This window comes from Apibacter adventoris, from assembly GCF_002964975.1.
Lineage (GTDB): Bacteria > Bacteroidota > Bacteroidia > Flavobacteriales > Weeksellaceae > Apibacter > Apibacter adventoris.
The window spans coordinates 1-24,944 of sequence record NZ_PSZM01000044.1 but is presented as its reverse complement, the minus strand read 5'-3'; the positions used below and the strand labels follow the sequence as shown (position 1 = coordinate 24,944).

Here is a 24,944-nt window from a genome sequence, read left to right as displayed (position 1 = left end):
TAGTCCAGCCTTGCAAATGATAGGGCACGGTAGCTTCAAAAGATAAACTGTCGGTAAAGCTCTTTAATTTAGCATAATCGATCGTATTCCCGATATGTTTATTTTCCTTAGGTAATTCATATTCCAGAATGGTTTTCGGTTCTTCCAAACCTCCTCCGTCTTTGCGCCAGGCAGTTTGGGTCATTTGCAACTTAAAATATCCTTTGGAATCTAAAAATTCTTTTTGGGTAATCTCATTAATAGATTCCGGATAAATTCGAATTTCCAGTTTTTGTATTCCTGATTGTAAAATTGCTTTATTTATATTAAACATAATAGCACCACCCTTTAATTCATAATCAAAATTAGTAAACACCGGAAAATCATTGATTAGTATTTGATAATTATAATCAGTCCTTACTTTTATCTGATATAAAGGTTCATAGCTATAACGCTGGATATTTTTCTTTAGATAGTCAATCCGTTGCGAATTAGTTAGTATATTCATGGTTCGTTCTTTTTTTTCCTGCGCACAGCCTTGCAGGAAAAAAACAAACCCAAATGCTATATACAAACTTTTTTTCATTTTCTATTACCGAATAATCTGAAATTGGGAAGAGCCTTTGGGGCGGTAAAGATATAAATCTATAAACCAAATTCCTCTCCTATCTTTATTTTCATAGGTATATCCAAATGAAGATTTTCCTTTATTCTTTCCGGAAATTGTTTCCAGACATAAAATACGACCATTGCCATAGACGCTCAACTTATAATTCTCTAATGGAAAAAATTTTCGATCTATCTTACTATTCTCCAATCCTTTTTGAAATTTTTCAATATTCTCATCTGTGATGTATTCTGCCTGATATTTTTCCTTATCAGCTTGTAAATATTGTGTTCGTATATAATCCCATTCTTTCTTTTGGTAGGCATTTATCATATCCTGATAAAAAGCAGCTACCTGAGCTTTGAGTTGAAGGGAATCTTCTTTTTTAAAAACTTCTCCATTGGTCCAGCCTTGCAAATGATAGGGCACATTAGCTTCAAAAGACAAACTATCGGTAAAGCTCTTTAATTTAGCATAATCGATCGTATTCCCGGTTTGTTTATCTTTCTTAGGTAATTCATATTCCAGAATGATTTTCGGTTCTTCCTGCCCTCCTCCGTCTTTGCGCCACGCAGTTTGGGTTATTTGCAACTTAAAATAGCCTTTGGAATCTAAAAATTCTTTTTGGGTAACCTCATTGATAGATTCCGGATAAATTCGAATTTCTAATTTCTGTTTTCCTGATTGTAATATAGAATTATTTATATTAAATATCATCCCTCCTTTTAATTTATAATCAAAATTAGTATACACCGGAAAATCATTAACCAATACCTGATAATTATAATTAGTTTCAACATCTATATAATATAGCGGCTCATAATCATATCGCTTAATATTTTTCTTTAGATAGTCAATCCGTTGCGAGGCTGTTAGTATATTCATGGTTCGTTCTTTTTTTTCCTGCGCACAGCCTTGCAGGAAAAAAAGAAACCCAAATGCTATATACAAATTCTTTTTCACACTCTATTACCGAATAATTTGAAACTGAGAAGAGCCTTTGGGGCGGTACAGATATAAATCTAAAAAGCGAACTCCTGTTTTTTCTTTTGTTTCATAACGATATCCTAAAGCAGAATACCCTTTATTTTCACCGGAAATCGTTTCCAGACATAAAATACGTCCATTGCCATAAATGCCCAACTTATAATTCTCTAATGGAAAGAATTTTCGTTCCCTTTTACTGTTTTCCAATGCTTTTTGATATTTTCCAATATTTTCATCTGTGATATATTCTGCCTGATATACTTCCTTATCAGATTTTAAATATAAAGTGTTTATATAATCCCATTCTTTCTTTTGATAGGCATCTATTATATCCTGATAAAAAGCAGCTACCTGAGTTTTGAGTTGAAGGAAATCTTCTTTTTTAAAAACTTCTCCATTGGTCCAGCCCTGTAATATATACGGTACCTTGGCCTCAAAAGATAGACTGTCGGTAAAGCTCTTTAATTTAGCATAATCGATCGTATTCCCGGTTTGCTTATCTTCTTTAGGTAATTCATATTCCAGAATGGTTTTCGGTTCTTCCAAACCTCCTCCGTCTTTACGCCAGGCAGTTTGGGTCATTTGTAACTTAAAATAGCCTTTAGAACCTAAAAATTCTTTTTGGGTAATCTCATTAATAGATTCCGGATAAATTCGAATTTCCAGTTTTTGTATTCCTGATTGTAAAATTGCTTTATTTATATTAAACATAATAGCACCACCCTTTAATTCATAATCAAAATTAGTAAACACCGGAAAATCATTGATTAGTATTTGATAATTATAATCAGTCCTTACTTTTATCTGATATAAAGGTTCATAGCTATAACGCTGGATATTTTTCTTTAGATAGTCTATCCGTTGCGAATTAGTTAGTATATTCATGGTTCGTTCTTTTTTTTCCTGTGCACAACCTTGCAGGAAAAAAACAAAACCTAATGCTATATACAAACTCTTTTTCATTTTCTATTACCGAATAATCTGAAATTGGGAAGAGCCTTTGGGACGATAGAGTAATAAACTGTGATATATAGAACGTTCTGCTCCATCTTTAGTATAAGTAGTAATTAAAGATGACTCTCCTCTATCTATTCCTTTTAATGCCTCTAATGATAATACTCTATGATTACCATAATATTTTAATACACAATCCTCTATAGGTAATACCTTAAAATTCTCTGCATTGATACTTTTTTCTAAATCTACTAAATAATTTTTTATTTCTTCTTTAGAAAAATAAAAAGCTTGAGCATTTTCTATATCTGCTTTTAAATATTCTTTATTTAAAAACTCCATATTTTTATTTTTCATAGCTTCTCCTATATTTTTATAAAAAGAAATTACCTGAGCTTTCAATTGTAAGGAATCTTCTTCTTTAAAAACTTCTCCGTTGGTCCAGCCTTGTAGATGATAGGGCACGGTAGCCTCAAAAGACAAACTGTCGGTAAAGCTCTTTAATTTAGCATAGTCAATAGTCCAACCGGTTTGCTTATCTTCTTTAGGTAATTCATATTCCAGAATAGTTTTGGGTTCTTCCAAACCGCCTCCATCTTTGCGCCAAGCGGTTTGGGTTATTTGTAACTTAAAATAGCCTTTAGGATCTAAAAATTCTTTTTGGGTATTTATATCTGAATATTCAGGATATATTTCAATATTTAAATTTTGTATTCCACTCTGTAATATTTCTGTATTTAAATTCAATTTTACACTACCTCCCCAATTCCCTAAGTAAGTATTAACTGGCATGTCATTTAACCTAATTCTATAAGCAAATTGAGTTTCTATTTTTATTTGGTACTGAGGCTCATATTCAAATCTTTTCCGCTGGCTTTCTATATACGTTACTCTTTCTTCCAATTTTTTCATATTTTCTTTTTTTTCCTGCGCACAACCGTGCAGGAAAAAAACAAACCCAAATGCTATATACAAATTCTTTTTCACACTCTATTACCGAATAATTTGAAACTGGGAAGAGCCTTTGGGACGATAAAGATATAAATCTAAAAAGCGTATTCCCTCTCTATTTTCATTTTCGTAGGTATAGCCTAAGGCTGAATTTCCTTTATTTTCACCGGAAATCGTTTCCAGACATAAAATACGTCCATCGCCATAAATGCTCAGTTTATAATTTTCCAAAGGAAAATATCTTTTTTTGTATTTTTTTTTTACATGAGAGCCATCCTGCAAACTTTGAATTAAATCATCCGGAAAATATTCTGACTGATACCATTCTTTATTAGCTTCTAAATATTTAGTTCGAATATAATTATGTTCTTCTTTCTCAAATGCTTCTCGTATATCCTGATAAAAAGCAGCTACCTGAACTTTGAGTTGAAGGGAATCTTCTTCTTTAAAAACTTCTCCATTAGTCCAGCCTTGCAAATGATAGGGCACGGTAGCTTCAAAAGATAAACTGTCGGTAAAGCTCTTTAATTTAGCATAATCGATCGTATTCCCGATATGTTTATTTTCCTTAGGTAATTCATATTCCATAATGATTTTCGGTTCTTCCTGTCCTCCTCCGTCTTTACGCCAGGCGGTTTGGGTTATTTGCAACTTAAAATAGCCTTTAGTATCTAAAAATTCTTTTCGGGTAACTTCATTAATAGATTCCGGATAAATTCGAATTTCTAATTTCTGTTTTCCGGATTGTAATATAGCCTTATTTATATTAAATATCATCCCCCCTTTTAATTCATAATCAAAATTAGTATACACCGGAAAATCATTAACCAATACCTGATAATTATAATTAGTTTCAACATCTATATAATATAGAGGTTCATAATCATATCGCTGGATATTTTTTTTTAGATAGTCAATCCGTTGCGTAGTAGTGAGTATATTCATGGTTTGTTCTTTTTTTTCCTGCGCACAGCCTTGCAGGAAAAAAAGAAACCCAAATGCTATATACAAATTCTTTTTCACACTCTATTACCGAATAATTTGAAACTGGGAAGAATCTTTGGGGCGATACAGGTATAAACTTATAAAACTATCCCCGATTTTTTCTTTTGTTTCATAATGATAACCTAAAGCAGAATACCCTTTATTTTCACCGGAAATCGTTCCCAGACATAAAATACGTCCATTGCCATAAATGCCCAACTTATAATTCTCTAATGGAAAAAACTTTCGTTCTATTTTGCTATTTTCCAATCCTTTTTGAAATTTTTCAATATTCTCATCTGTGATGTATTCTGCCTGATATTTTTCCTTATCAGCTTGTAAATATTGTGTTCGTATATAATCCCATTCTTTCTTTTGATAGGCATTTATCATATCCTGATAAAAAGCGGCTACCTGAGCTTTGAGTTGAAGGGAATCTTCTTTTTTAAAAACTTCTCCATCAGTCCAGCCCTGTAATATATACGGTACCTTGGCCTCAAAAGACAAACTGTCGGTAAAGCTTTTTAATTTAGCATAATCAATCGTATTCCCGGTTTGCTTATTTTCCTTAGGTAATTCATATTCCAGAATAGTTTTGGGTTCTTCCAAACCGCCTCCATCTTTACGCCAGGCGGTTTGGGTTATTTGCAACTTAAAATAGCCTTTAGAATCTAAAAATTCTTTTTGGGTAATCTTATTAATAGATTCCGGATAAATTCGAATTTCCAATTTTTGTTTTCCGGATAGTAAAATAGCCTTATTTATATTAAACATAATAGCTCCCTTTAATTCATAATCAAAATTAGTAAACACCGGAAAATCATTGATTAGTATTTGATAATTATAATCAGTCCTTACTTTTATCTGATATAAAGGTTCATAATCAAATCGCTGGATATTTTTCTTTAAATAGTCAATCCGTTGCGAATTAGTTAGTATATTCATGGTTTGTTCTTTTTTTTCCTGCGCACAGCCTTGCAGGAAAAAAACAAACCAAAATGCTATATACCACTCTTTTTTCATTCTCTATTACCGAATTATTTGAAACTGGGAAGAGCCTTTGGGGCGATGGAGGTATAAATCTAAATACACCGTTCCTTCTCTTTCTTCATTTTCATAGGTATAAGTCAAAGCTGACCTACCCTTATTTTTCCCATTAATCCACTCCAAACGAAGTATTCTATTATCTCCATAAAAAGCTAATCTTAAATCTTCTAAAGGAAAAAATTTCCTATTTATTTTATTTTCATTTTTCTTCAATGTATTTTGAACATTTTCTATAGTATCATCAGAAAAATATTCTGACTGATACCATTCTGTTTCTGCATAAAGATATTTTGTATTAATATAATCCCATTCTTTCTTTTGATAGGCATTTATTATATCCCGGTAAAAAGCAACTACCTGGGCTTTGAGTTGAAGGGAATCTTCTTCTTTAAAAACTTCTCCATCAGTCCAGCCCTTTAATGTATACGGTACCTTGGCCTCAAAAGACAAACTGTCGGTAAAGCTCTTTAATTTAGAATAGTCAATAGTCCAACCGGTATGCTTATTTTCCTTAGGCAATTCGTATTCCAAAATAGTTTTCGGCTCTTCCTGTCCTCCTCCGTCTTTACGCCAAGATGTTTCATAAATAATTAATCTTAATTTCCCCTGATTATCTAAAAATTTATTCTGAGTAGTTTCATTAATATAGCCAGGGAAAACCTTTATTTCCAATTTTTGCTCCCCTGATTTCAATATTGCTTGATTAATATTAAATGTCATTCCTATATTATTAGATTTAAAATGAGTATATACCGGAAAATCATTAACTAATATTTGATAATTCAAATTACTTTCTGTCTCTATATAAAATAATGGTTCATATCCATAATGCAAAATATGAGATTTAATATAACTGAGCCTTTCTTGTGTTGTTAGTATATTCATGGTTGGTTCTTTTTTTTCCTGCGCACAGCCCTGTAAACAAAGCAGGGCGGTACAGAGTATCAATATTTTTTTCATTTTTTCTTATTTTAATTAAAAGGTAAGCAGAGGAATCCGCCAGTCTTTCAGGGGCCATTTATAGGGATCCATCGCTACAATCTGTCCTTTAGCTTTATAATGAATTCCATCTTGATTTTTTAAATCTGAATCTTCTTCTCCTTTTTTACCATCAACCTTTGTTATTCCTAAATTTGCCTCTCCATTAAAAATTAATCCGTTAAATACCAGTTCGGGTTCTATAAAGAGTCCCTTTGCATCGGCCTTTACCTCTCCTTTCATTATAAATCCAGTTGTTACTTCAGCTATTAATTCGGCATAGGCATTATATTCTCCAAAAATTAATATTTTAACTTTTCCTTGAGCTTTAACTAATCCTCTTATTGTTAAAGTAATCTCTCCTTCTATTTCCCCGGGAGATTTCCCTCCGTTTTTCAGCCGCTCGGTATAAGAGCTTCCCCCAGCCGTATGGAGGGTTCCTGCCACCTCCCCGCTAATTTTTCCGGTTACAATTAAATCCAGATCTATATCAAAATCATCGCCCAGTGCCTCATCCAGTATATCCAGCGTAGCCACCACTGCCAACACGGCCGGGTGGCGTATCTTATACAACAAATGGTACAGGTCGTATTTCAACTCAAATCCAAACAAAGGCGAGGCACTTAGCGCCAGGGTAATCAGGGTTCCCATTTCGGGATATTTTTTATCTTCTGCCCAAGCCGCCTGCCAGCTTAGAGATACTGCCAGCGAGGGAGGAAGAAACTCAAATTTCAGGTTAGACTTTCCTTTTGCGGGTAATCCTTTCTTCTTTTTATCGAGCTTTTCTTTTAGGTTTTTTTCGCGGTTTTTTAACTTTTTGGTGTCTTTGGGGGTGCTTTTAGTGGTTTCTTCGTTATTGCCTTCTATAACGCTTTGCACCAAATCTACCAGCTTAGCTATCTTGCGCACAAAGGTCAAAAACTCCTCAAAACCGGTCGTAAGGTCCAGTTGCTGCCTATTTCCGTCGAATTCGGCCCGCAAGGTTAGGGCACATTTCATTTTTCCGTCTTCATTTGTTAGTACATCTTTCAGGTATTTTACTTTTCCGAAAGGGGTGTTTTTACTATGGGCCCGGTCTCTTTCAAGTTTTTTGTCTTCTATTTTTTGAGTAAGGTTGGCGTCTTTCCCCGGTTTTTTCTTATCTTTCTTTTGCAGCCTTTTCAACTCTTCATCCAAAATGACTTCCGTAAGCTCCCAATCTTTATGGTATTGAGTACGCAACTTGTTAAAGGAATTTTTATCGTAGTTAAAACCCAATTGCACCGTCCATTTTACATCCGGATAAGCCTGTATGTGTAAAGGCAAATTAGGATAGGCACAGGTACGGAGCACTACAGGATAATTTTGCACTACGGAACTGTGGGTAGGAAAAAAGCAATTTAAAAGCCCTTTAAATGGAGACATCTGATTGCCAAAGGAATAATCGTACCCAATTTCCAGCTCCAGCTTTTCATCGGTAGGGTCTTCCAGTTTAAAAGGGGTATAGTCCCTTAGCACGGCATAAGATTCTTGCATGGTAATAACAGCGTCGCCGTTTTTAAATTTTAATATATGGGAAAGGGTGCTTTCTTTGGGTTGGGTGCCGCTAGCCTGGGAAGTTGAATCCATTTTTCGGGCTCGTAAATTAGCGGGAATAACCTTTTCGGTGTCTATAAGTTTCCAGCCGCGGGTTCTTACTCCTTCTCCTTTATTTATTTTATTTATAATTCCACTAATATCTACCACATGTCCGTGATGGTCTTTTTCGGTACCTTCGTACCGGCACTCTTCCGTACGGGAAGTTATGGAAAGAAGAATTTTTTTTCTTTTCTCGCGTATTCCGGTTACAAAAGGAAATTGTAAGTTAGTCAGGGTATTTTCTCCTTCGGTATCCCTGGGGAATATCTGCCTTTCTGTCTTTCCTGCTTTACCCTTCACCATAAGCAGGGTACAGTCCTGAAAATGAGCCAGGTTCAAATCTACCTGAGAAAGAACGACGGGCTTATTTCCGTAGGTTTGTGCCAGATAAGAATTTTGGGTATCTTCAGTATCCTGCACAAGAAGAATCTCATTATTCCCATCAAAAGTAACAGGCTCTTTTCCGGGAACGGTAATTCGACAAAAAATCTTTAATTTTCCGCTATTCATAGCTGTGTATCTCCATTTAGGGTCTATATACACATCGACTACTGCTTTCTGTACTTCGGATTTTATAACCTTTCCCTTTTCCCCCTGGGTAATAAGCACTACCGGCGATATTTTTCGGTTTTCGTTTTTTCCGGAGGAATCAGATACGGGGGGATGTACGTTTTCATCGTATGGATAAGCCAATACCTGCCGGGTAAAGGCTTTGAAAGAATTTTGCGGAATTTTTTCCTCCGGATCATCGGCTTCCAACCCTTCATATTCCCCGTCTTTTTTAGGATACAGGTCTAAATCGTCATTTGCGGAAAAAGTATCATAATCCAGTAATTCTATTTTCAGTTGGGTGCCGTATAGTCCACGGGTGTATATATGGAGCTGCACGGCTTCTCCAAACTTCATTTCCGTTCCTTTAGGTATTCGGGGGCCGGTCCAGGTATTTTCATTTATAAAGCGGTACCATTCTATTCCATATATTTTAGCTTCATCAATGCCCTGTACTATATATCCGTTTTTAGTTTTGTTGGTTGGCGAACCTTCAAAGGGCTCCAGCCAGGCATATCCGCTACGGTATATGTGGTTAAAGGAAAGATTTTCGCTGCTATGGGAAAGACGTTTGTTCTTATCGGCAACGGTATAGTTTCGCTGGGTAGCTATTAAATTCCAAATCCAGTCTGTTTTCTGGTCCGGGTCTTCCTCTTTTTCTTTAAAGCTGGCATAAATATTTCCGTCTATAGGAATGTGTATAAGCCTCTGGTCCTCATTCAGAGATTTTATACGGGATCTATCGGTATGTATTTTGAGTTTCTTTTTCATAATTCAGAGTTTTATATGATCGAGAAACCCATCCTGAATGGGATATATGATTTCTTTAATATTAATAAAGGGATTCAGTTCCACCAGGAAATCGTCATCGCCCCGGGTTAAGTTTTGCGCAGTCACGGCTGCAGTTTGTCCATGATAGGTAATACGTACACAACCGGATCCTCCTATGGGGCAAGTGGCAGTACTGGTTTCTAATACGGCTTTTCCTCCGTTTGACAAGGTTACTTTTTCCCAAGGTTCCTGCCATTCGGTCAGCATAACTTTGCAGGGTTTATTATTCATTTTGGCACAACTGCCAAAGGTATTATTCGTAAAGGTTTGCCCTAATTCTTTTGTGGTGACCACAAGTTTTTCTTCGCCATTATCATTAAAATAATCTTTCTGTTGCGATTTTACTTCTAAGGTATCGGGTGCAGATCCAAAAGCACATTTGCAAATAGCTCCTTTACATACGTAGTGTATATCTTTCATAGTTTTTAGTTTTTATTTATTTTTTCACGTATCTGCAAATCGTGAAGTTATTGTTTCCATTTTGGTTACTTGTCGGTTCAACTTATAGATTTCCACTTCTATTTTTCTTTTTTCTTTTTTGGATATTCCCACAGAAAGGCTCCCGATAAGGGAATATAAAAGTCCCGAAGATTCGTCCAGCTTATATTGGAGATCCAGACTGCCGATAAGTTCCTGCTGCCGGGCAGGTATAAAAATACGGTCTTTATTTTCTATACTGGCCCAAGAACGTGTATCGGTACAGTTTCCTTTAAGAGATACCCTGATTTTCCCACTGCGGCTTTTATCTGTTTTTCGCTCATTAAGGGTATAGGTGATGGGGGGTATAAAGGGATAAATATTGAAACGGACTTCTTCTTTTACTTCCCGGTATATGGCAGGAAAAAAATATAAATCGAAAAATAGGTTTTTCTTAATAATCTGCCTTATATGGGCTGAATGACTATAGGCTTCGTCCATAAGGGAAAATACTTTTTCAGCAATCTTTCCTATGTAATATTTCTTTAAAAAAGCTCGTTGCTGCTTCCAGCGTTCTTCAATTTTATAGGTATTAAGAAGGCTTATCAGCTCCATTTGCCGGGAAACTTCCAGCTCAAGCGGAAATAAGGATTTTCCTACGGCTTCGGAAAACTGCTCGGATATTAAATCGGCTCCTTCATTGTTATAATAGACCTTATCTTTGGATAGGGTAAGTAGGTAGTGGCTACCTTGGGGTACAAAGGCTATATCTACAGTATAATGAATTTGTTTTTCTTTGTTATCTCCTTGGTAATACCCAAAGATAACTCCATAGGAAAACTCCGCTTTACCCAATGAGACCAAATGTATATTTTCTTCTCCCATAAAAAAATAAACAATAGTACAAACGCTATAATAACAGGGTAAATATACTATTTTTTATTTAATAATACACTTATTGTGTATAAAAATGTGAAGGAAAAGTTTTTTGGGGTTTTTGTTTTAAAATATTGAGGGCTATAAAGGATTGTAAAAATCCAAAACCGTAAGAAAAGAACTGTACAAAAGTGGTTACCCAAGAAAGTAGGCCAACGGTAAGACTTTTATTTTTTATGGAAGAATCGGAAATTACGAGGATACTGTAAAAACATAGCAGAATAAAAGGAATTAGGGAAATTTCTCTTATGACGGTTATGGTAGAAGAATATGCACCCCAAACAGCAAAATGATATAATTTTTGGGAAATAAAAAAGTAAAAAAGTCCGCAAAGCACGGCAATGATAGTACCGATCATAAAAAGACTTGGAAACCAAAAAGTAACTTTGGTATAAGTGGGATGTCTTTGGTTTAGTATAGGACGGGCTATGCCAAAATGATATACCTGACGGGCAAATTTGTTAAGAGTAGCCCTTCTTTTATGAAATACTTTACAATCGGGAAAAAAACGGGTTTGAAATCCTTTTTCCCAAAGGGTTAAGGTTAAATCGGGATCTTCTCCTACCCTCAATTCTGAAAAACCTCCTATGTCTTGAAAGGCTTCTCGGGATATTCCCATGTTAAAGCTCCGGGGTTGAAATTTATCTACGGATTTTTTGTTTCCTCTTATGCCGCCTGTTGTAAACAACGAAGTCATGGAATAGGAAATGGCTTTTTGAAGGGTGTTGAAATTTTTATCGGCTGCATCTGCTCCTCCAAAAGCATCTGTATATCGGGTGTATAATTCTTTTCGTACATTTTCAATATAATGCTTGGGTACGATACAATCTGAATCTAAAAAAATAAAATAATTTCCGGTAGCTTTTTTACAGCCATAATTTCTGGCAAGTCCTGCACCGCTGTTTTGCTTGTAATCATATTTTATATATAATTTACCTGAGTAGTTAAGGGCTACAGGTTCCAGTTTTTCAGCAGAACCATCGTCAACTATAATAACTTCAAAGTTTTTATCTGTTTGTTCTACCAGACTGTTTAATAATTCCCGAAGTTCATCTTTTCGATTATATACGGCAATAATAAGGGAAAATTGGACTCGTAAATCTCCGTGCATAGGTTTCTAATTAAATTTTAACCCTTGTTATGTCTGCTCCTAAGGCCCGTAATCTTCCATCAATGTTTTCATAGCCTCTGTCAATCTGATAAATATTATGGATAAGACTGGTTCCTTTTGCAGAAAGAGCGGCTATTAATAAAGAGATTCCTGCACGAATATCGGGAGAAGTCATCATTGTTCCTCTTAATGGAATTTCCTGATTTAAACCTATAACCGTAGCTCTATGGGGATCACAAAGGATAATTTGGGCTCCCATATCTATAAGTTTATCGACAAAAAATAAACGGCTTTCAAACATTTTTTGATGAATAAGTACACTTCCCTGGGCTTGTGTAGATACTACCAATATTATACTTAATAAATCGGGAGTAAAACCAGGCCAAGGGGCATCGGAAACGGTAAGGATAGACCCATCCATAAACTTTTGGATTTTATAATGTTCTTGTGCTGGAATGTGCATATCATCTTCTTGCTTGTCTATGTGTATTCCTAAGCGTTTAAATGTATCGGGAATATTTCCCAGGTTTTTCCAACTTACATTTTTTATGGTAATCTCGGATTTTGTCATTGCTGCCAATCCTATTATACTCCCAATTTCAATCATATCTGGGAGTATGGTATGCTCTGTTCCTCTAAGTTTTTCAACTCCTTCAATAGTTAAAAAATTGGAACCTATTCCCTGAATATTTGCTCCCATGGAATTAAGCATTTTACATAATTGTTGTATATAAGGTTCACAAGCCGCATTATAAATTTGTGTGGTTCCTTTTGCCAATACGGAAGCCATAATAATATTGGCTGTACCGGTTACAGAGGCTTCTTCTAATAGTATATAGTTACCTTGTAATTCTTCTGCTGTTACTGCATAATATTTTTCTTCTTCATCGTATAGGAATTTAGCACCTAAACTTATAAATCCCTGAAAGTGAGTATCTAGCCGTCTTCGTCCTATTTTATCTCCTCCAGGTACAGGAATATAGGCTTCTTGAAACCTTCCTAATAAGGGACCTAGCAACATTATAGACCCTCTTAGTTGCGCTCCGTTTTTTCGGAATTCTTTGCTTTTCAGAAAATCGAAATCTATTTCTTCTGAACAGAAAGTATAATCGCCTTTGGAATTTCTGATTACTTTTACTCCGACAGTTTTTAGAATTTCTATGAGTATTAGTACATCTTGAATTTCAGGAATATTTTTTATTCTCACTAAATCTGATGTGAGTAATATGGCACAAATAACTTGTAATGCTTCATTTTTTGCTCCTTGAGGATGGAAATTTCCATGTAGGGGATTACCTCCAACAATTTGAAAAGTATTCATAAGTTATTTTTTATTTTTAGTGTAATTATTGTTTTTCTTTTGATTTTTAAAATTATTATTTCTATTGTTATTTATATTGTTACGGTTTTTCCCTTTATTTGAAGTATGGGAATTATTATTAGTATTTGTCGGAATTACAGTCATTAGCGTTTCGCCTTCTACTGCCTTTAACTTACCTCCGGATAATTCTTCCAAATGGTGAAAAATTACTTCATCTTCTACCTGGTCTTTATTCCATTTTAAATAATTTTTTTTCATTTGATTGGCTATTGCATAGGTTAAGCCATCTTTTTTTTCCCCTTCTTCCCATGCACCGGCAACTTCAATCATCTTTTTTACGTTATTGCCATAATATCTATATTTAGACTCATTAACGGGATATTTCATTTTATTTGGAGGGGTATACATGGTTTCCCTTGTAGGTATGGGATAAGGTGAATCTACTTTTAGCTGAAAATTTGACATCATAAAAAGCTGATCCCATAATTTATGCTGAAAATCGGGAATATCTCTTAAATGCGGATTTAGATCTCCCATTACATCTATAATGGATTTTGCAAATTTATTTCTTTCTTTTTCATCTGCAATCGTCATGCAATGATCTACTAACAATTGAATATGTCTGCCATATTCAGGAATAATTAATTTTTTCCTTTGAGTATTATACTCCATAATTATTTAAATACTGTTTAATTGCAATTATTTTGATTTAAAATTTATTAAAAAATTTTAAATTGTAAGTTATTTTGTATTTTGTGTTGGGTAATATTTTATTTAAACACCGGGCTAACAATTGTGTATAATTTTAATCCCTTTTTTATATAAATGTATTATTTCAATTCTATTTTTTAAATATTTAAAGCTGTAGAGTGGCACAAATATAAAAATATTCTTGTAATTCCCTATTATTTATCTGCTTTTTCTTATATATTTTTATAGATATTTTGTATTTATACTAAGCTTTTTTATTAAAATAAATTAACAAAAAAATGTGAATCTGAATGTCCTTTTAGAAAAAATAAATTTTGATTATAAATTAAGTATATTAATTATTTATATTATATTTTTCGATTTCTTTTAAACATAAGATTTATCATTCCATCTGCTACGCCTATTTTAGGGATGTGAATCCTTGTTGCATGAGCATATCTCATAATAGAATTGTAAATTAATAGCGCCGGAACTACAACATCGGCTCTGTCAGGTTTCATGTTAAATTTTTCTATCCTTTCCTCGTAAGTAAGATTTTTAAGCAATTCATATTGTTGATGGATGTAATGATATGAAAGAAATTTCCCTTCTTTTTTTCCGGATTCTTTAAATATATAATTGATATTTCCTCCTGAACCTATTAACTCTATATGTTTATTCTGTGTTATTTTTTCTACCCAAGGTTTTATTACTTTTGGTATATAGGATTCTTCTACTTTTCCATCTAATAAACGAACTGTACCTATAGGAAATGATTGACTATAAAGAACAGACCCTTTATTTAATAAAGATATTTCTGTGCTTCCCCCTCCAACATCTACATATAAGTAGTAATTATCTGATTCTAAATAATTTCTAAGTTCTGAACTAAAAATTACTTTAGCTTCTTCTTTTCCTGATATTATCTCAATCTTAATTCCACTTTTTTCTTTTACTTTTTTTATAACTTCTGAAGAGTTTTCCGCTTCTCGCATTGCAGAAGTTGCAAAGGCTCTATAGCGGTCTACATTATAAATTTTCATAAGTAATTTATAAGCTGTCATAGCATCTGCCAGCCTATTTATAGTTTTTTTCGATATTTTTCCCACTGTAAATACATCTTGTCCTAATCTTATAGGCACTCTAACCAAACTAGTTTTATTAAAGGTAACAGATTGGGGGGTTTCATAAATAGTATTTATCAGTAATCTTATGGCATTTGATCCTATGTCTATAGCTGCATATGTATGAATATTCATTATTTATTCAATCTTTAATAATTATTCTTATAAAACAAAGATAGAAAATTGCTTTATATTTTAAACAGAATATATCTTTACAACTTATATTTATAAATTCTATATTTTATTTTTCTAATAAAATATATCTATATAGTAAAATTTTTAGGTTTATTAAATATTTAATTTAATATTTTAAAATGAATCAAATTTATTAAAATAATTGTAAAATCCTATATATATAAGATAAAATTTAAATAATTCTAGAAGTTTAATTATAATATAACATATTTATTTTTGACCAAAAACCTTAATTTAATTGTTTATTAAAAATATTTACTTGAGTCTATAAGAAAGACTGAAAGGAGAATTTTAAAAATATATATTACTTCAATATCATAAATTAATAAAAATTAATTAATATTAGGTTCGTTTAAAAGAACCCTAATCGTTTAATTATTTGATAATTTACTCATTCAATAGTTTATATACTTACATTTAAAATGCTTAAATATTAATACTATTAATTAATAAGTTATTTTGATTATTGAATTATATAATTTTTATTTATTCAAATTTTTAATAAATTCATAGATAGTTTCCTGTGAGCGATTTTTTCTACGCCTGTTTCTTTGATAGGGTTCTTCCAAACCTTCTTTAATAAGCCTTCCTTTTACATTATCTTCAAACCCCAATTCGAAAGTTTTTATTATTTCTTTTTTATTTTTTAGACTAAGAACAGGACAAGCTACTTCTACTCTGTGATCTAAATTTCTAGGCATTATATCTGCAGAAGATATATATACCATATCATCTCCTCCATTTTTAAACCAATATAACCTTGGATGTTCTAAAAATTTATCCACAACACTAATTATTTTAATATTATCACTTAACCCCGGTACCTGTGGTATAATGGAACAAATGCCTCTTACTACCATCCTTACTTCTACCCCATTTTGACTAGCTTCGTATAAATAATCTATAATTTCTTTATCACAAATACTATTTACTTTAATATTTATTTGTGCCGGCAAACCTAACTTTTTGTTTTTTATTTCTCTTTTTATTCCTAAAATTAGTTTTCTTCTTATTCCCCAAGGACTTACGGCTATATCTTTATAATGTTTTACTAAATAATTGGCTCCAAAAAAATTAAATACTTCATCTATCTGATTTACAATACTTTCGTTAGCTGTAAATAATGTAAAATCGGTATATGCTTTAGCTGTTCCTTCATGAAAATTACCTGTAGATACAAAAGCATATTTTTCTGCACAACCTCTTTGAAGTTCTCTTTCTACAATTCCGATTTTAGAATGAACTTTTAATCCAGGAACTCCAAATATAACTTTAACTCCTTCATCTTGTAGCTGTTTTGACCATTTTATGTTATGTGCTTCATCAAATCTCGCTCTAAGTTCTAAAACAGCCGTCACATCTTTTCCGTTTTTTGCAGCATTAATTAATGCACTTAATACCTGAGAATCATCAGCCACTCTATATATAGTAATTTTTATTTTTTTTACTTTTGGATCTATAGCTGCTCCTCTCAAAAATTTTAAGAAAACTGAATAGTCATAATAAGGGGCATATAATAAAGTATCTTCTCTAGCAAAAGCTTTAAAGTAATTTCTTTCTTCTTTAAGTATTTTAGGAATTACAGGGACTATTTTTTTATATTCTAAATCTTTTCTTCCTAATGTAGGAAATTTCATAAAATCTTTTTTATTATGATATTTCCCACCCGGAGCCAAACTATCATACTCATCCAAATCAAACATTTTTTTTAAAAACTTTAATGTTCTAGCATCAATAGTTTTATCATAAACCAATCGAACTGGTAATCCTTTTTGCCTTTCTCTTAATGCCTCAGAAACACTTTCCATATAACTAACCTGTACATCATTATCTATAGATAAATCTGCATCTTTGGATAGTTTTATAGACTTTCCTTCTATTGTATCGAATTTAAAAAATTGAAATATATCTTTTAGATGATATCGAATTACATCTTCTAAAAAAATTACATGGTGCTTATCATTTATATCTGGCAAAACCAAAAATCTTGAAAAACGGTCTGTGGGTACTTCTATTAATGCATATTGATGATTCTTATTTTTTTTAGTCATTGTAACTATTAAATAAAATACATTATCTTTTAAATTGAGTATTTTATCTCCTTCTTTCCAATATAATACTGTTAAATTATGACTAAGTTTATTTTCATAAAAATCTTCTACAAAAGGCTTTAAAGTTTCTGGAATTGTTTTCTCATCTACTAATAAAGTTTTTTCTTTGGCTAATTCTTTGATTATTTGAGAATAAAGATTATCATATTTTTGCTGTTGATGTGCTACTGTTCTATTTATTTCTTCTAATAAGTCCGTATCTTTTTGCTCTTCAACTATATTATTATATTTACTATTAAATTGAATCATTCTGGCAATGTAAGCATATCTAACTTTATAAAATTCATCCAGATTATTGGAATAAATTCCTAAAAAACGCAATCTTTCTAATAAAGGATTTTTTTTGTCCATTGCTTCCTGTAAAACTCTAGAATTAAATTTAAGCCAACTTATCTCCCTATTTATATATTTATAATTCTTTTTCATTTGGTCTTTAGTTTATGTTTGTAGTTAAAATTACAATTAATTTTACTTTTTTCATAAGATTTAATGATGATATTTGTTATAAAAAAAAGCAATTCATATATTTTTATGAATTGCTTCCCATATATTTATATTATTATATATAAAATCTTAATGCCCTATAATATCATTTAAAACATTGATAGATTCTCTTAGGTTAAAATCTTTTTTCATTCCTTTATACCAATCTTCTCTTTTGGCCTTAAGTACTGTATCCGACTTAAATTTAGCCAATTCATAAGTTGGCGCCTCTATTGAAACTTTTGCATCATAATCCGTTTCTTTTTCGTATTTTTTACCTTGTTCTTTTCTTTTTTCCATCTCTAACATGAATTTATCATATTTTAATGGAATTTTAACTATTTGCTCTATTTCTTTGCTCCATTTTCCTGCTGCTTCTATAGATGCTACATAAGAACTATTTTTCAATCTTTCAGCACTTTTTGTTTTTAAATATTCATAATTAATTTTAGGAACACCTTGCCATATAATAAAATTCGACTTATTTATCTGGTCCCAGGGTAATGCAAATTCTTGTGATTTCTCAAAAATATCTGAATAAGATAATAAATCAGGAATTATTATATCTGAATTTACTCCTTTCAACTGGGTAGAGCTTCCTGTAATTCTATAAAATTTTTGTATAGTTACTTTTAATGCTCCATATTTGTCATCAGACATACTAAAACGATCTAAAGGATATATCGTTTGCACTGTTCCTTTTCCATAGGTTTGCGAAGGACCAACAATAACCGCTCTCTGATAATCCTGCATAGCTCCAGCTAATATTTCAGAAGCTGAAGCAGAAAGTTCATTTGTCATAAGCACTAAAGGACCATCCCAAACTAAATCTTTTTCTTTACTTTCTAAAACTTTTATTTTTCCATTTGAATCTTTAACCTGAACAACCGGACCTCTTCCAATAAACAATCCTGTAATGTCAATTACTTCTGACAAAGAACCTCCTCCATTATTTCTGACATCCATGATAAGTCCTTTAATATTTTGTTTTTTCAGCTCATTAATTTCTTTCTTAATATCATCCGAACAATCTCTGCCTTTTGTATTATTTTCCAAATTAACATAAAATTCAGGTAAATATAAAATTCCATATTTATTACCTTTTTCATCTGTAATTACGGCACTTCTTACAAAAGTTTCCTGTATTTCTATCTCTTCCCTAATTAATGTAACAATTTTAGTACTTCCGTCCTTCTTTTCAAGAGTCAATACAATTGTTGTCCCTTCTTCTCCTCTTATAAGCCTTATAGCATCATCCAATAACATCCCTACAACACTTACCGGATTACCTTTTTTACCTTGCTGTACTTTCACAATTTTATCTCCTGCCTCAATTTGTTTAGATTTCCATGCAGGTCCTCCTATTACTAATTCTCTTATAGTAGGATACCCCTTATTATCTTGTAAAGTAGCCCCTATTCCTATAATTTTACCACTCATTGCTGTATTAAAATTATCCTTATCTTTAGGTGAAAAATAAGTGGTATGAACATCAAAAACTTCCGTATAGGCATTGATAAATATTGAAAAAAGATCTGCTTTTTTTCTAAGTTTTATTTGTCTAAAATATTCTGATATATTTTCTTTTACTTTTTTTATTGCATCTGCTTCAATTTCCTCTTTGGTTTTAGGCTTTTTTTCCTTATTTGTATTTTCTTTAAGAGGTTTTTCTTCATTATTTAAACTATCAGTACTATTATTTGAATTGAATATTTCTTGAAGAACTCTATATTTTATATAATTTTTCCAGTATTTTTTTGCTTCTGCTTGATTTAAGGGAAAATCTCTTTTCTTTTCATCTACAATCATGTAATCATCCTCATTAAAATTTAAAGGTGAATTAAAGATATCATTTATATACCCTTCAGTCTCATTTACTCTTTTATATAATCTATCTACTGATACATGGAAAAATGAAACATCATTATTAATAAACATTTCACTCATTTTATTTTCATATTTTCCGAATTCATCAATATCTGATTTTAGAAAATATCTTTTAAATGGATCTAAATCTTCCATATATTTTTTATAGACATCCCTGGAATATTTTTCATCTAAATTTTTTGGCGCATAACTTGTATAAAGCAAAGTTTCTTTTACTCTTTTAAAGATCTCTTTCTCCCTGTCATCCTGCGAAGAAGCATTAAAACAAAATACCAAAAGGCTCATAGAGCATAATGATATAAATATCCAGGTTTTCTTTAAATTTAACATTTTTCTTTATTATATTTTAAAAAAATAAGTCCAAAGATAAGATATTTTTGTGATGAAAAACTTAGTTTTGTTACAAATTTAAAATTTTATTTAAGTTCTATGGAAAAGCCTTTAATACTAATAACCAATGATGATGGAATTACTGCTCCTGGTATTCGAGAATTAATCAATATTATGAATGAAATTGGGGAAGTATATGTGATCGCTCCAGATAAACCTCAAAGTGGTATGGGGCATGCTATTACTATAAACTCCACTTTACGGGTTGAAAAAATCGCTTTAGATCAAGGTCCCCAACAAGAATGGGCATGTAGTGGTACTCCTGTCGATTGCGTTAAAATAGCTATAAATCAAATCTTACCTAAAAAACCTGATTTATGTGTTTCAGGAATTAACCATGGATCAAACTCTTCTATCAATGTAATTTATTCAGGTACCATGTCTGCCGCAATTGAAGGAGGTATTGAGGGGATTCCCTCCATAGGTTTTTCTTTGTGTGATTATTCTTTTAATGCTAATTTTAAAGCTGCTAAAAAATATATTAAATCCATAACAGAGAATGTAATAACTCATAAACTACCGGAAGGTGTTGTCCTAAATGTAAATATTCCTAAGGCTGATGAAAAACAGTTAAAAGGCATCAAAATATGTAGACAGGCAAATGCTCTTTGGGAAGAAGAATTCGATAAACGAATAGATCCTAAAGGAAAAACCTATTATTGGCTCACCGGTAAATGGTCTAATTTAGACAAAGGAGATGATACAGATGAATGGGCTCTAACACATAATTATATAAGTATTGTTCCGGTAAGGTTTGATATGACCGCTTTTCATTTCCTTGAAAAAATTAAACAATGGAATTTAAATTTATAATTCATTGTAATATAATAAAAATAATATTATATTAATTTATCAAAAAAATATTTGTTTTATAGATAATAATTCAAATAAATTAATTTTTTATTTATATATTATCTTTAAAATTATTTTTATTTTTAATTTAGCATCAGTTTTTTAAAATAATCGCATATGCTATTTAAAAGGAAATCTATTGAAAAAATAATTGAAGAGTCAGGGAAGAAATCTAAATTAAAAAGATCACTTAGCGCTATGGCTCTAGTAGCCTTAGGAGTGGGAGTTGTGGTAGGAGCCGGATTATTTTCCGTTACCGGTCAAGCGGCTGGAGACTACGCCGGACCGGGTATTATGATTTCATTTATTATTGCTGCCATAGGTTGTGCGCTTGCAGGACTTTGTTATGCTGAATTTGCCTCTATGATACCAGTTGCCGGAAGTGCTTATACTTATTCTTATGCTACAATGGGCGAATTTATTGCATGGATTATCGGGTGGGATTTAGTTTTGGAATACTCAGTAGCCGCTGCCGCTGTTGCTTCTAGCTGGACAGGATATTTCAATCAATTATTGCTCAATTTTAATATACACTTTCCTCCTGAATTATTAAAAACTCCTTTTGAGACTTTTGAATTAGATAATGGTACTACTGTAAACGGAATTATAAATTTACCGGCTGCATTTATGGTATGCTTAATGTCTTTTATATTAATGAGAGGAACAAAAGGTTCTGCTCTTTTCAATAATTTTATTGTAGTTTTAAAAGTTCTTATAGTTTTACTATTTATTGCTTTAGGATTCAAATTTGTAAATCCTGAAAATTTAACTCCTTTAATTCCCCATAATACAACAGGTAAATTTGGTGAATATGGATGGTCGGGAATATTCAGGGCTGCAGGATTAGTTTTTTTTGCTTACATAGGATTTGATGCTGTTTCCACAACTGCTCAAGAGACTAAAAACCCTAAAAGAAATATGCCTATAGGGATTTTAGGTTCTCTTTTAATATGTACTATTTTGTATGTTGCTTTTGCCTATGTTTTAACAGGAGTGGTCAATTACAAAGAATTTGGCACTGCCAATAATTCTGATGCTTTAGCTCCTATCGTTACAGCTATTAAAAATATGGGCACTGTGGGACCCGATGGAAGTATAGTTCCTGCTTATCCTTGGTTAAATATATTTATTATCGCTTCCGTTTTGTTAGGCTATTCCTCTATTATCTTGGTAATGCTTTTAGGCCAAAGTCGTGTATTTTATTCAATGAGCCAAGATGGACTAATACCTAAAATATTCTCAGATATTTATCCCAAATTTAAAACCCCTGTAAAGTCCAATTTTATTTTTATGATATTTATTAGCCTATTTGCTGCATTTATACCGGGGAAAGTTGTGAGTGAAATGACAAGTATAGGTACTTTATTTGCCTTCGTATTAGTTTGTATTGGAGTAATAATTTTAAGAAAAAAAAATCCGGATGCATCCCGTGGCTTCAAAACCCCTTGGGTTCCTTATATTCCAATTTTAGGTGCTATTACCTGCCTGTTTATTATGTTATCTCTACCCATGGACACTTGGATAAGGCTAGTAGCTTGGATGATTATCGGCATGGACGTGTATTTAGTATATGGAATTGTAAAAAGCAAAATAGCAATTCATGATACACTTACAGACCGAGCTTATAGTTATAAAATTACCTCTATTTCCGGAATTATACTTTGTTTTATATTAGGGGTTATGACTTATTGCCATCATTCTTTAATAAATAAAAATGACTCACTTTTAATATACTTTTCCTCTACTCTTTGTATTTTTAATTTTTTATTCTACATTTACTATATAATCAAGGCTAAAAATCTGCTTAATAAGTAGACTATTCAAAAGAAAATACAATGGGAGTAATTATTGGAATATGTGTATTTGTAATATTATGCTTAGTTCTTTTTATTTTTTTAAATAATAAAAAATGATCTTTAGACTAATATTTTTAAATATTTAATAGAAAAATATAAAAGAATATTTGAAGATTAACTTATAAATTCTATCCATAATACTATAAAACTATTATTTATCTAAATTCTTATTTTTGTACAATTATAAAAGATAAAAAATATGAAAGAATTAAAATTTAAAACTAATATAGATTGCCAGGGATGTGTAAATGCTGTAACACCCTTTCTCAACAAAATCCCTGGGATTAAAACATGGTCTGTTGATACGAACAATCCGAATAAAATTTTAACCGTACAAAGTTTGGGAGCTACGGAAGAAGATATTATAAATATTGTAAAAAAAGCGGGTTTTACTATTCAAAAAAATTAAATATTTTTCTTTGTTATAATAAATAATATTTTTTTTATTAATAAAATATATAATTAATAAATTTTTCATACATTTGAACAATTCATAACTAAAAAATGAAAAATAAAACCATACTACTGAATATTCTACTTATATTTCTATGGGGTTGTGGTAGTGATAATGATGATATTTATATTATTAGTAAGCCTAAGCCTGAACCTAAACCACTAAAGGTTATTCATCATTTATCAATTGAAAGTATAGATAACATAGATTCTAATTATAACCCTATTTATTCTACTAATACTTTTGAATTTTCTTATGAAAACGGACAGGTTTCAAAACTTACAAATATTGAAAAAGTAGGCTCTTACAGCGATTTTGAGTATGACAAAGACAAAAAATTAATTAAAATTTTAAAATATAATAACAATATTTTGGAGAGTAGTGTTGAACTTTATTATTCAGATAACTTATTATCATATACAACCACTACAGAAAAAGGCAAAATTATTCAAAACGATAAATTTCATTATACTCAGAACCTATTAACTAGCTCAGAAACCTGTTCAAATCCTGAATCGTGTTCTGGCTTAAACCCTATTACATATACTTATTATTCAACCAATAATTTAGAATCAATTTCAGATCATAAAGAAAAAAGTGTATTTTTATATGATCTAAAAATCAATCCTTTTAAGGAATATAATCCATATTTTAAGATTATTACTAATAATTACTTATATTTAACCTTATCTCATAACAATCCTGTAAGTGAGAATGTATTTTCTAATTCCTCTTCTGTAGCTTACCGAACAATTATTTATACCATAACTTATGATAATGAAAATTATCCTTTAACCGTCATAGGAAAAGATGCGGTTACAGATAGATTATGGGTTTCTTATACATTCGATTATCAAACTATTATGGTAGATCAAGAATAACAAAAAATAATATTTGATATTACAAAAATCTTAAATAAATAAAAAAATGAAAAACAAAATTGTACTACTAAACATTCTACTCTTTATTCTATTTAGCTGCAGTAGTGATAATGATGATAATGATGATCTCGATGTTATTAATAAACCTGAGTCTAAAACTCAAAAGGTTATTCATCATTTATCTATTAAAGAGGTATTTATAGGCGAAAACAATACTCCTCAATATGATATTAATACTTATGAATTTTCTTATGAAAACGGGCAGGTTTCCAAACTTACAAACTTAGAGGAAGAAGGTTCTTATAGAAATTTTGAATATGACAAAGACAAAAAATTAATTAAAACTATAGAATACTATAAAAATATTCTGATTACTACTGTTGACCTTTATTATTCAGGTAATTTTTTATCATACTCTGATACAAGTGAATACGGAACAGTTAGAAGAGATTATTTTCACTATACTCAAAATCTATTAACTATGTCATGTAATGACAAATTATGTTCTGATACAGCTCTTAATTATATGTATACTTATAATTCAGCAAATAATATAGAAACACTTTTATATAATAAAGTTGATGATGCTAAAGATATATTTTCATACGATCAAAAAATCAATCCTTTTAAAGAATATAATCCGTATTTTAAGATTATGATTAATAATGACTTTTATTTAACCTTATCCCAAAATAATCCAGTACGTATGGATTATTATTATAATGGTAATCTTGAAGAATCAATCATTTATA

Annotated in this window: 20 protein-coding genes and 1 pseudogene; 5 read left to right on the top strand and 16 right to left on the bottom strand. The window is 31.4% G+C overall.

The genetic code is table 11. The annotated features are described in order from the left end of the window. From C4S77_RS09620 to C4S77_RS09545, 16 genes and pseudogenes are all read right to left on the bottom strand, one after another. A pseudogene (locus tag C4S77_RS09620) lies at positions 1-565 on the bottom strand (hypothetical protein); the annotation flags it as partial. Between the two features lie 6 nt (positions 566-571). Continuing rightward, entirely contained in the window at positions 572-1,549 is a 978-nt protein-coding gene (locus tag C4S77_RS09615; protein ID WP_105247361.1) for a hypothetical protein, read from the bottom strand. A gap of 6 nt (positions 1,550-1,555) precedes the next feature. Continuing rightward, complete coding sequence (locus C4S77_RS09610) at positions 1,556-2,536, bottom strand: hypothetical protein (RefSeq protein WP_105247360.1); 981 nt, start codon at positions 2,534-2,536, stop codon at positions 1,556-1,558. A gap of 6 nt (positions 2,537-2,542) precedes the next feature. Then, on the bottom strand, positions 2,543-3,514 hold the full coding sequence (locus tag C4S77_RS09605) for a hypothetical protein (protein ID WP_105247359.1): 972 nt from the start codon (positions 3,512-3,514) through the stop codon (positions 2,543-2,545). Between the two features lie 6 nt (positions 3,515-3,520). Further along, entirely contained in the window at positions 3,521-4,501 is a 981-nt protein-coding gene (locus C4S77_RS09600) for a hypothetical protein (RefSeq protein WP_105247358.1), read from the bottom strand. Positions 4,502-4,507: 6 nt separating this feature from the next. After that, a complete protein-coding gene (locus tag C4S77_RS09595) occupies positions 4,508-5,485 on the bottom strand; it encodes a hypothetical protein (RefSeq protein ID WP_105247357.1) in 978 nt (325 codons plus the stop codon). A 6-nt stretch (positions 5,486-5,491) separates the two neighbouring features. After that, on the bottom strand, positions 5,492-6,469 hold the full coding sequence (locus C4S77_RS09590) for a hypothetical protein (RefSeq protein ID WP_105247356.1): 978 nt from the start codon (positions 6,467-6,469) through the stop codon (positions 5,492-5,494). A gap of 15 nt (positions 6,470-6,484) precedes the next feature. Continuing rightward, the gene (locus C4S77_RS09585) at positions 6,485-9,424 is read right to left on the bottom strand and encodes a hypothetical protein (RefSeq protein ID WP_105247355.1); all 2,940 of its coding nucleotides are present in this window, start codon (positions 9,422-9,424) and stop codon (positions 6,485-6,487) included. Between the two features lie 3 nt (positions 9,425-9,427). Continuing rightward, a complete protein-coding gene (locus C4S77_RS09580; RefSeq protein WP_105247354.1) occupies positions 9,428-9,904 on the bottom strand; it encodes a DUF4280 domain-containing protein in 477 nt (158 codons plus the stop codon). Between the two features lie 24 nt (positions 9,905-9,928). Then, positions 9,929-10,786 carry a hypothetical protein gene (locus C4S77_RS09575; protein WP_105247353.1) on the bottom strand — a complete coding sequence of 286 codons (858 nt, stop codon included), beginning with the start codon at positions 10,784-10,786 and terminating at the stop codon, positions 9,929-9,931. A gap of 70 nt (positions 10,787-10,856) precedes the next feature. Then, a complete protein-coding gene (locus tag C4S77_RS09570) occupies positions 10,857-11,948 on the bottom strand; it encodes a glycosyltransferase (protein ID WP_105247352.1) in 1,092 nt (363 codons plus the stop codon). Between the two features lie 10 nt (positions 11,949-11,958). After that, complete coding sequence (gene murA / locus C4S77_RS09565) at positions 11,959-13,269, bottom strand: UDP-N-acetylglucosamine 1-carboxyvinyltransferase (RefSeq protein WP_105247351.1); 1,311 nt, start codon at positions 13,267-13,269, stop codon at positions 11,959-11,961. 3 nt (positions 13,270-13,272) lie between these two features. Then, positions 13,273-13,941 (bottom strand): DUF4290 domain-containing protein, encoded by a 669-nt coding sequence (locus C4S77_RS09560; RefSeq protein WP_105247350.1) that lies wholly within the window; start codon positions 13,939-13,941, stop codon positions 13,273-13,275. Positions 13,942-14,327: 386 nt separating this feature from the next. Beyond that, positions 14,328-15,218, bottom strand: coding sequence for a Ppx/GppA phosphatase family protein (locus C4S77_RS09555; protein WP_317614919.1), 891 nt, complete (start codon positions 15,216-15,218; stop codon positions 14,328-14,330). A gap of 542 nt (positions 15,219-15,760) precedes the next feature. Beyond that, positions 15,761-17,815, bottom strand: a complete 2,055-nt coding sequence (gene ppk1, locus C4S77_RS09550; RefSeq protein WP_105247348.1) for a polyphosphate kinase 1 — start codon at positions 17,813-17,815, stop codon at positions 15,761-15,763. A 147-nt stretch (positions 17,816-17,962) separates the two neighbouring features. Beyond that, positions 17,963-20,089 carry a carboxy terminal-processing peptidase gene (locus tag C4S77_RS09545; RefSeq protein ID WP_105247347.1) on the bottom strand — a complete coding sequence of 709 codons (2,127 nt, stop codon included), beginning with the start codon at positions 20,087-20,089 and terminating at the stop codon, positions 17,963-17,965. Between the two features lie 99 nt (positions 20,090-20,188). Here C4S77_RS09545 and surE point away from each other — a divergent pair, with 99 nt between their 5' ends. The 5 genes from surE to C4S77_RS09520 form a co-directional block, all read left to right on the top strand. Beyond that, positions 20,189-20,962 carry a 5'/3'-nucleotidase SurE gene (gene surE, locus C4S77_RS09540; RefSeq protein ID WP_105247346.1) on the top strand — a complete coding sequence of 258 codons (774 nt, stop codon included), beginning with the start codon at positions 20,189-20,191 and terminating at the stop codon, positions 20,960-20,962. A gap of 156 nt (positions 20,963-21,118) precedes the next feature. Continuing rightward, positions 21,119-22,816: an amino acid permease gene (locus C4S77_RS09535; protein ID WP_105247345.1), complete on the top strand. Its 1,698-nt coding sequence runs from the start codon at positions 21,119-21,121 to the stop codon at positions 22,814-22,816. Between the two features lie 240 nt (positions 22,817-23,056). Further along, positions 23,057-23,266 (top strand): heavy-metal-associated domain-containing protein, encoded by a 210-nt coding sequence (locus C4S77_RS09530; protein WP_105247344.1) that lies wholly within the window; start codon positions 23,057-23,059, stop codon positions 23,264-23,266. Positions 23,267-23,361: 95 nt separating this feature from the next. Next, on the top strand, positions 23,362-24,192 hold the full coding sequence (locus C4S77_RS09525) for a hypothetical protein (RefSeq protein WP_105247343.1): 831 nt from the start codon (positions 23,362-23,364) through the stop codon (positions 24,190-24,192). A gap of 46 nt (positions 24,193-24,238) precedes the next feature. After that, a partial coding sequence (locus C4S77_RS09520) for a hypothetical protein (RefSeq protein WP_146106092.1) occupies positions 24,239-24,944 on the top strand: 706 nt, incomplete at its 3' end.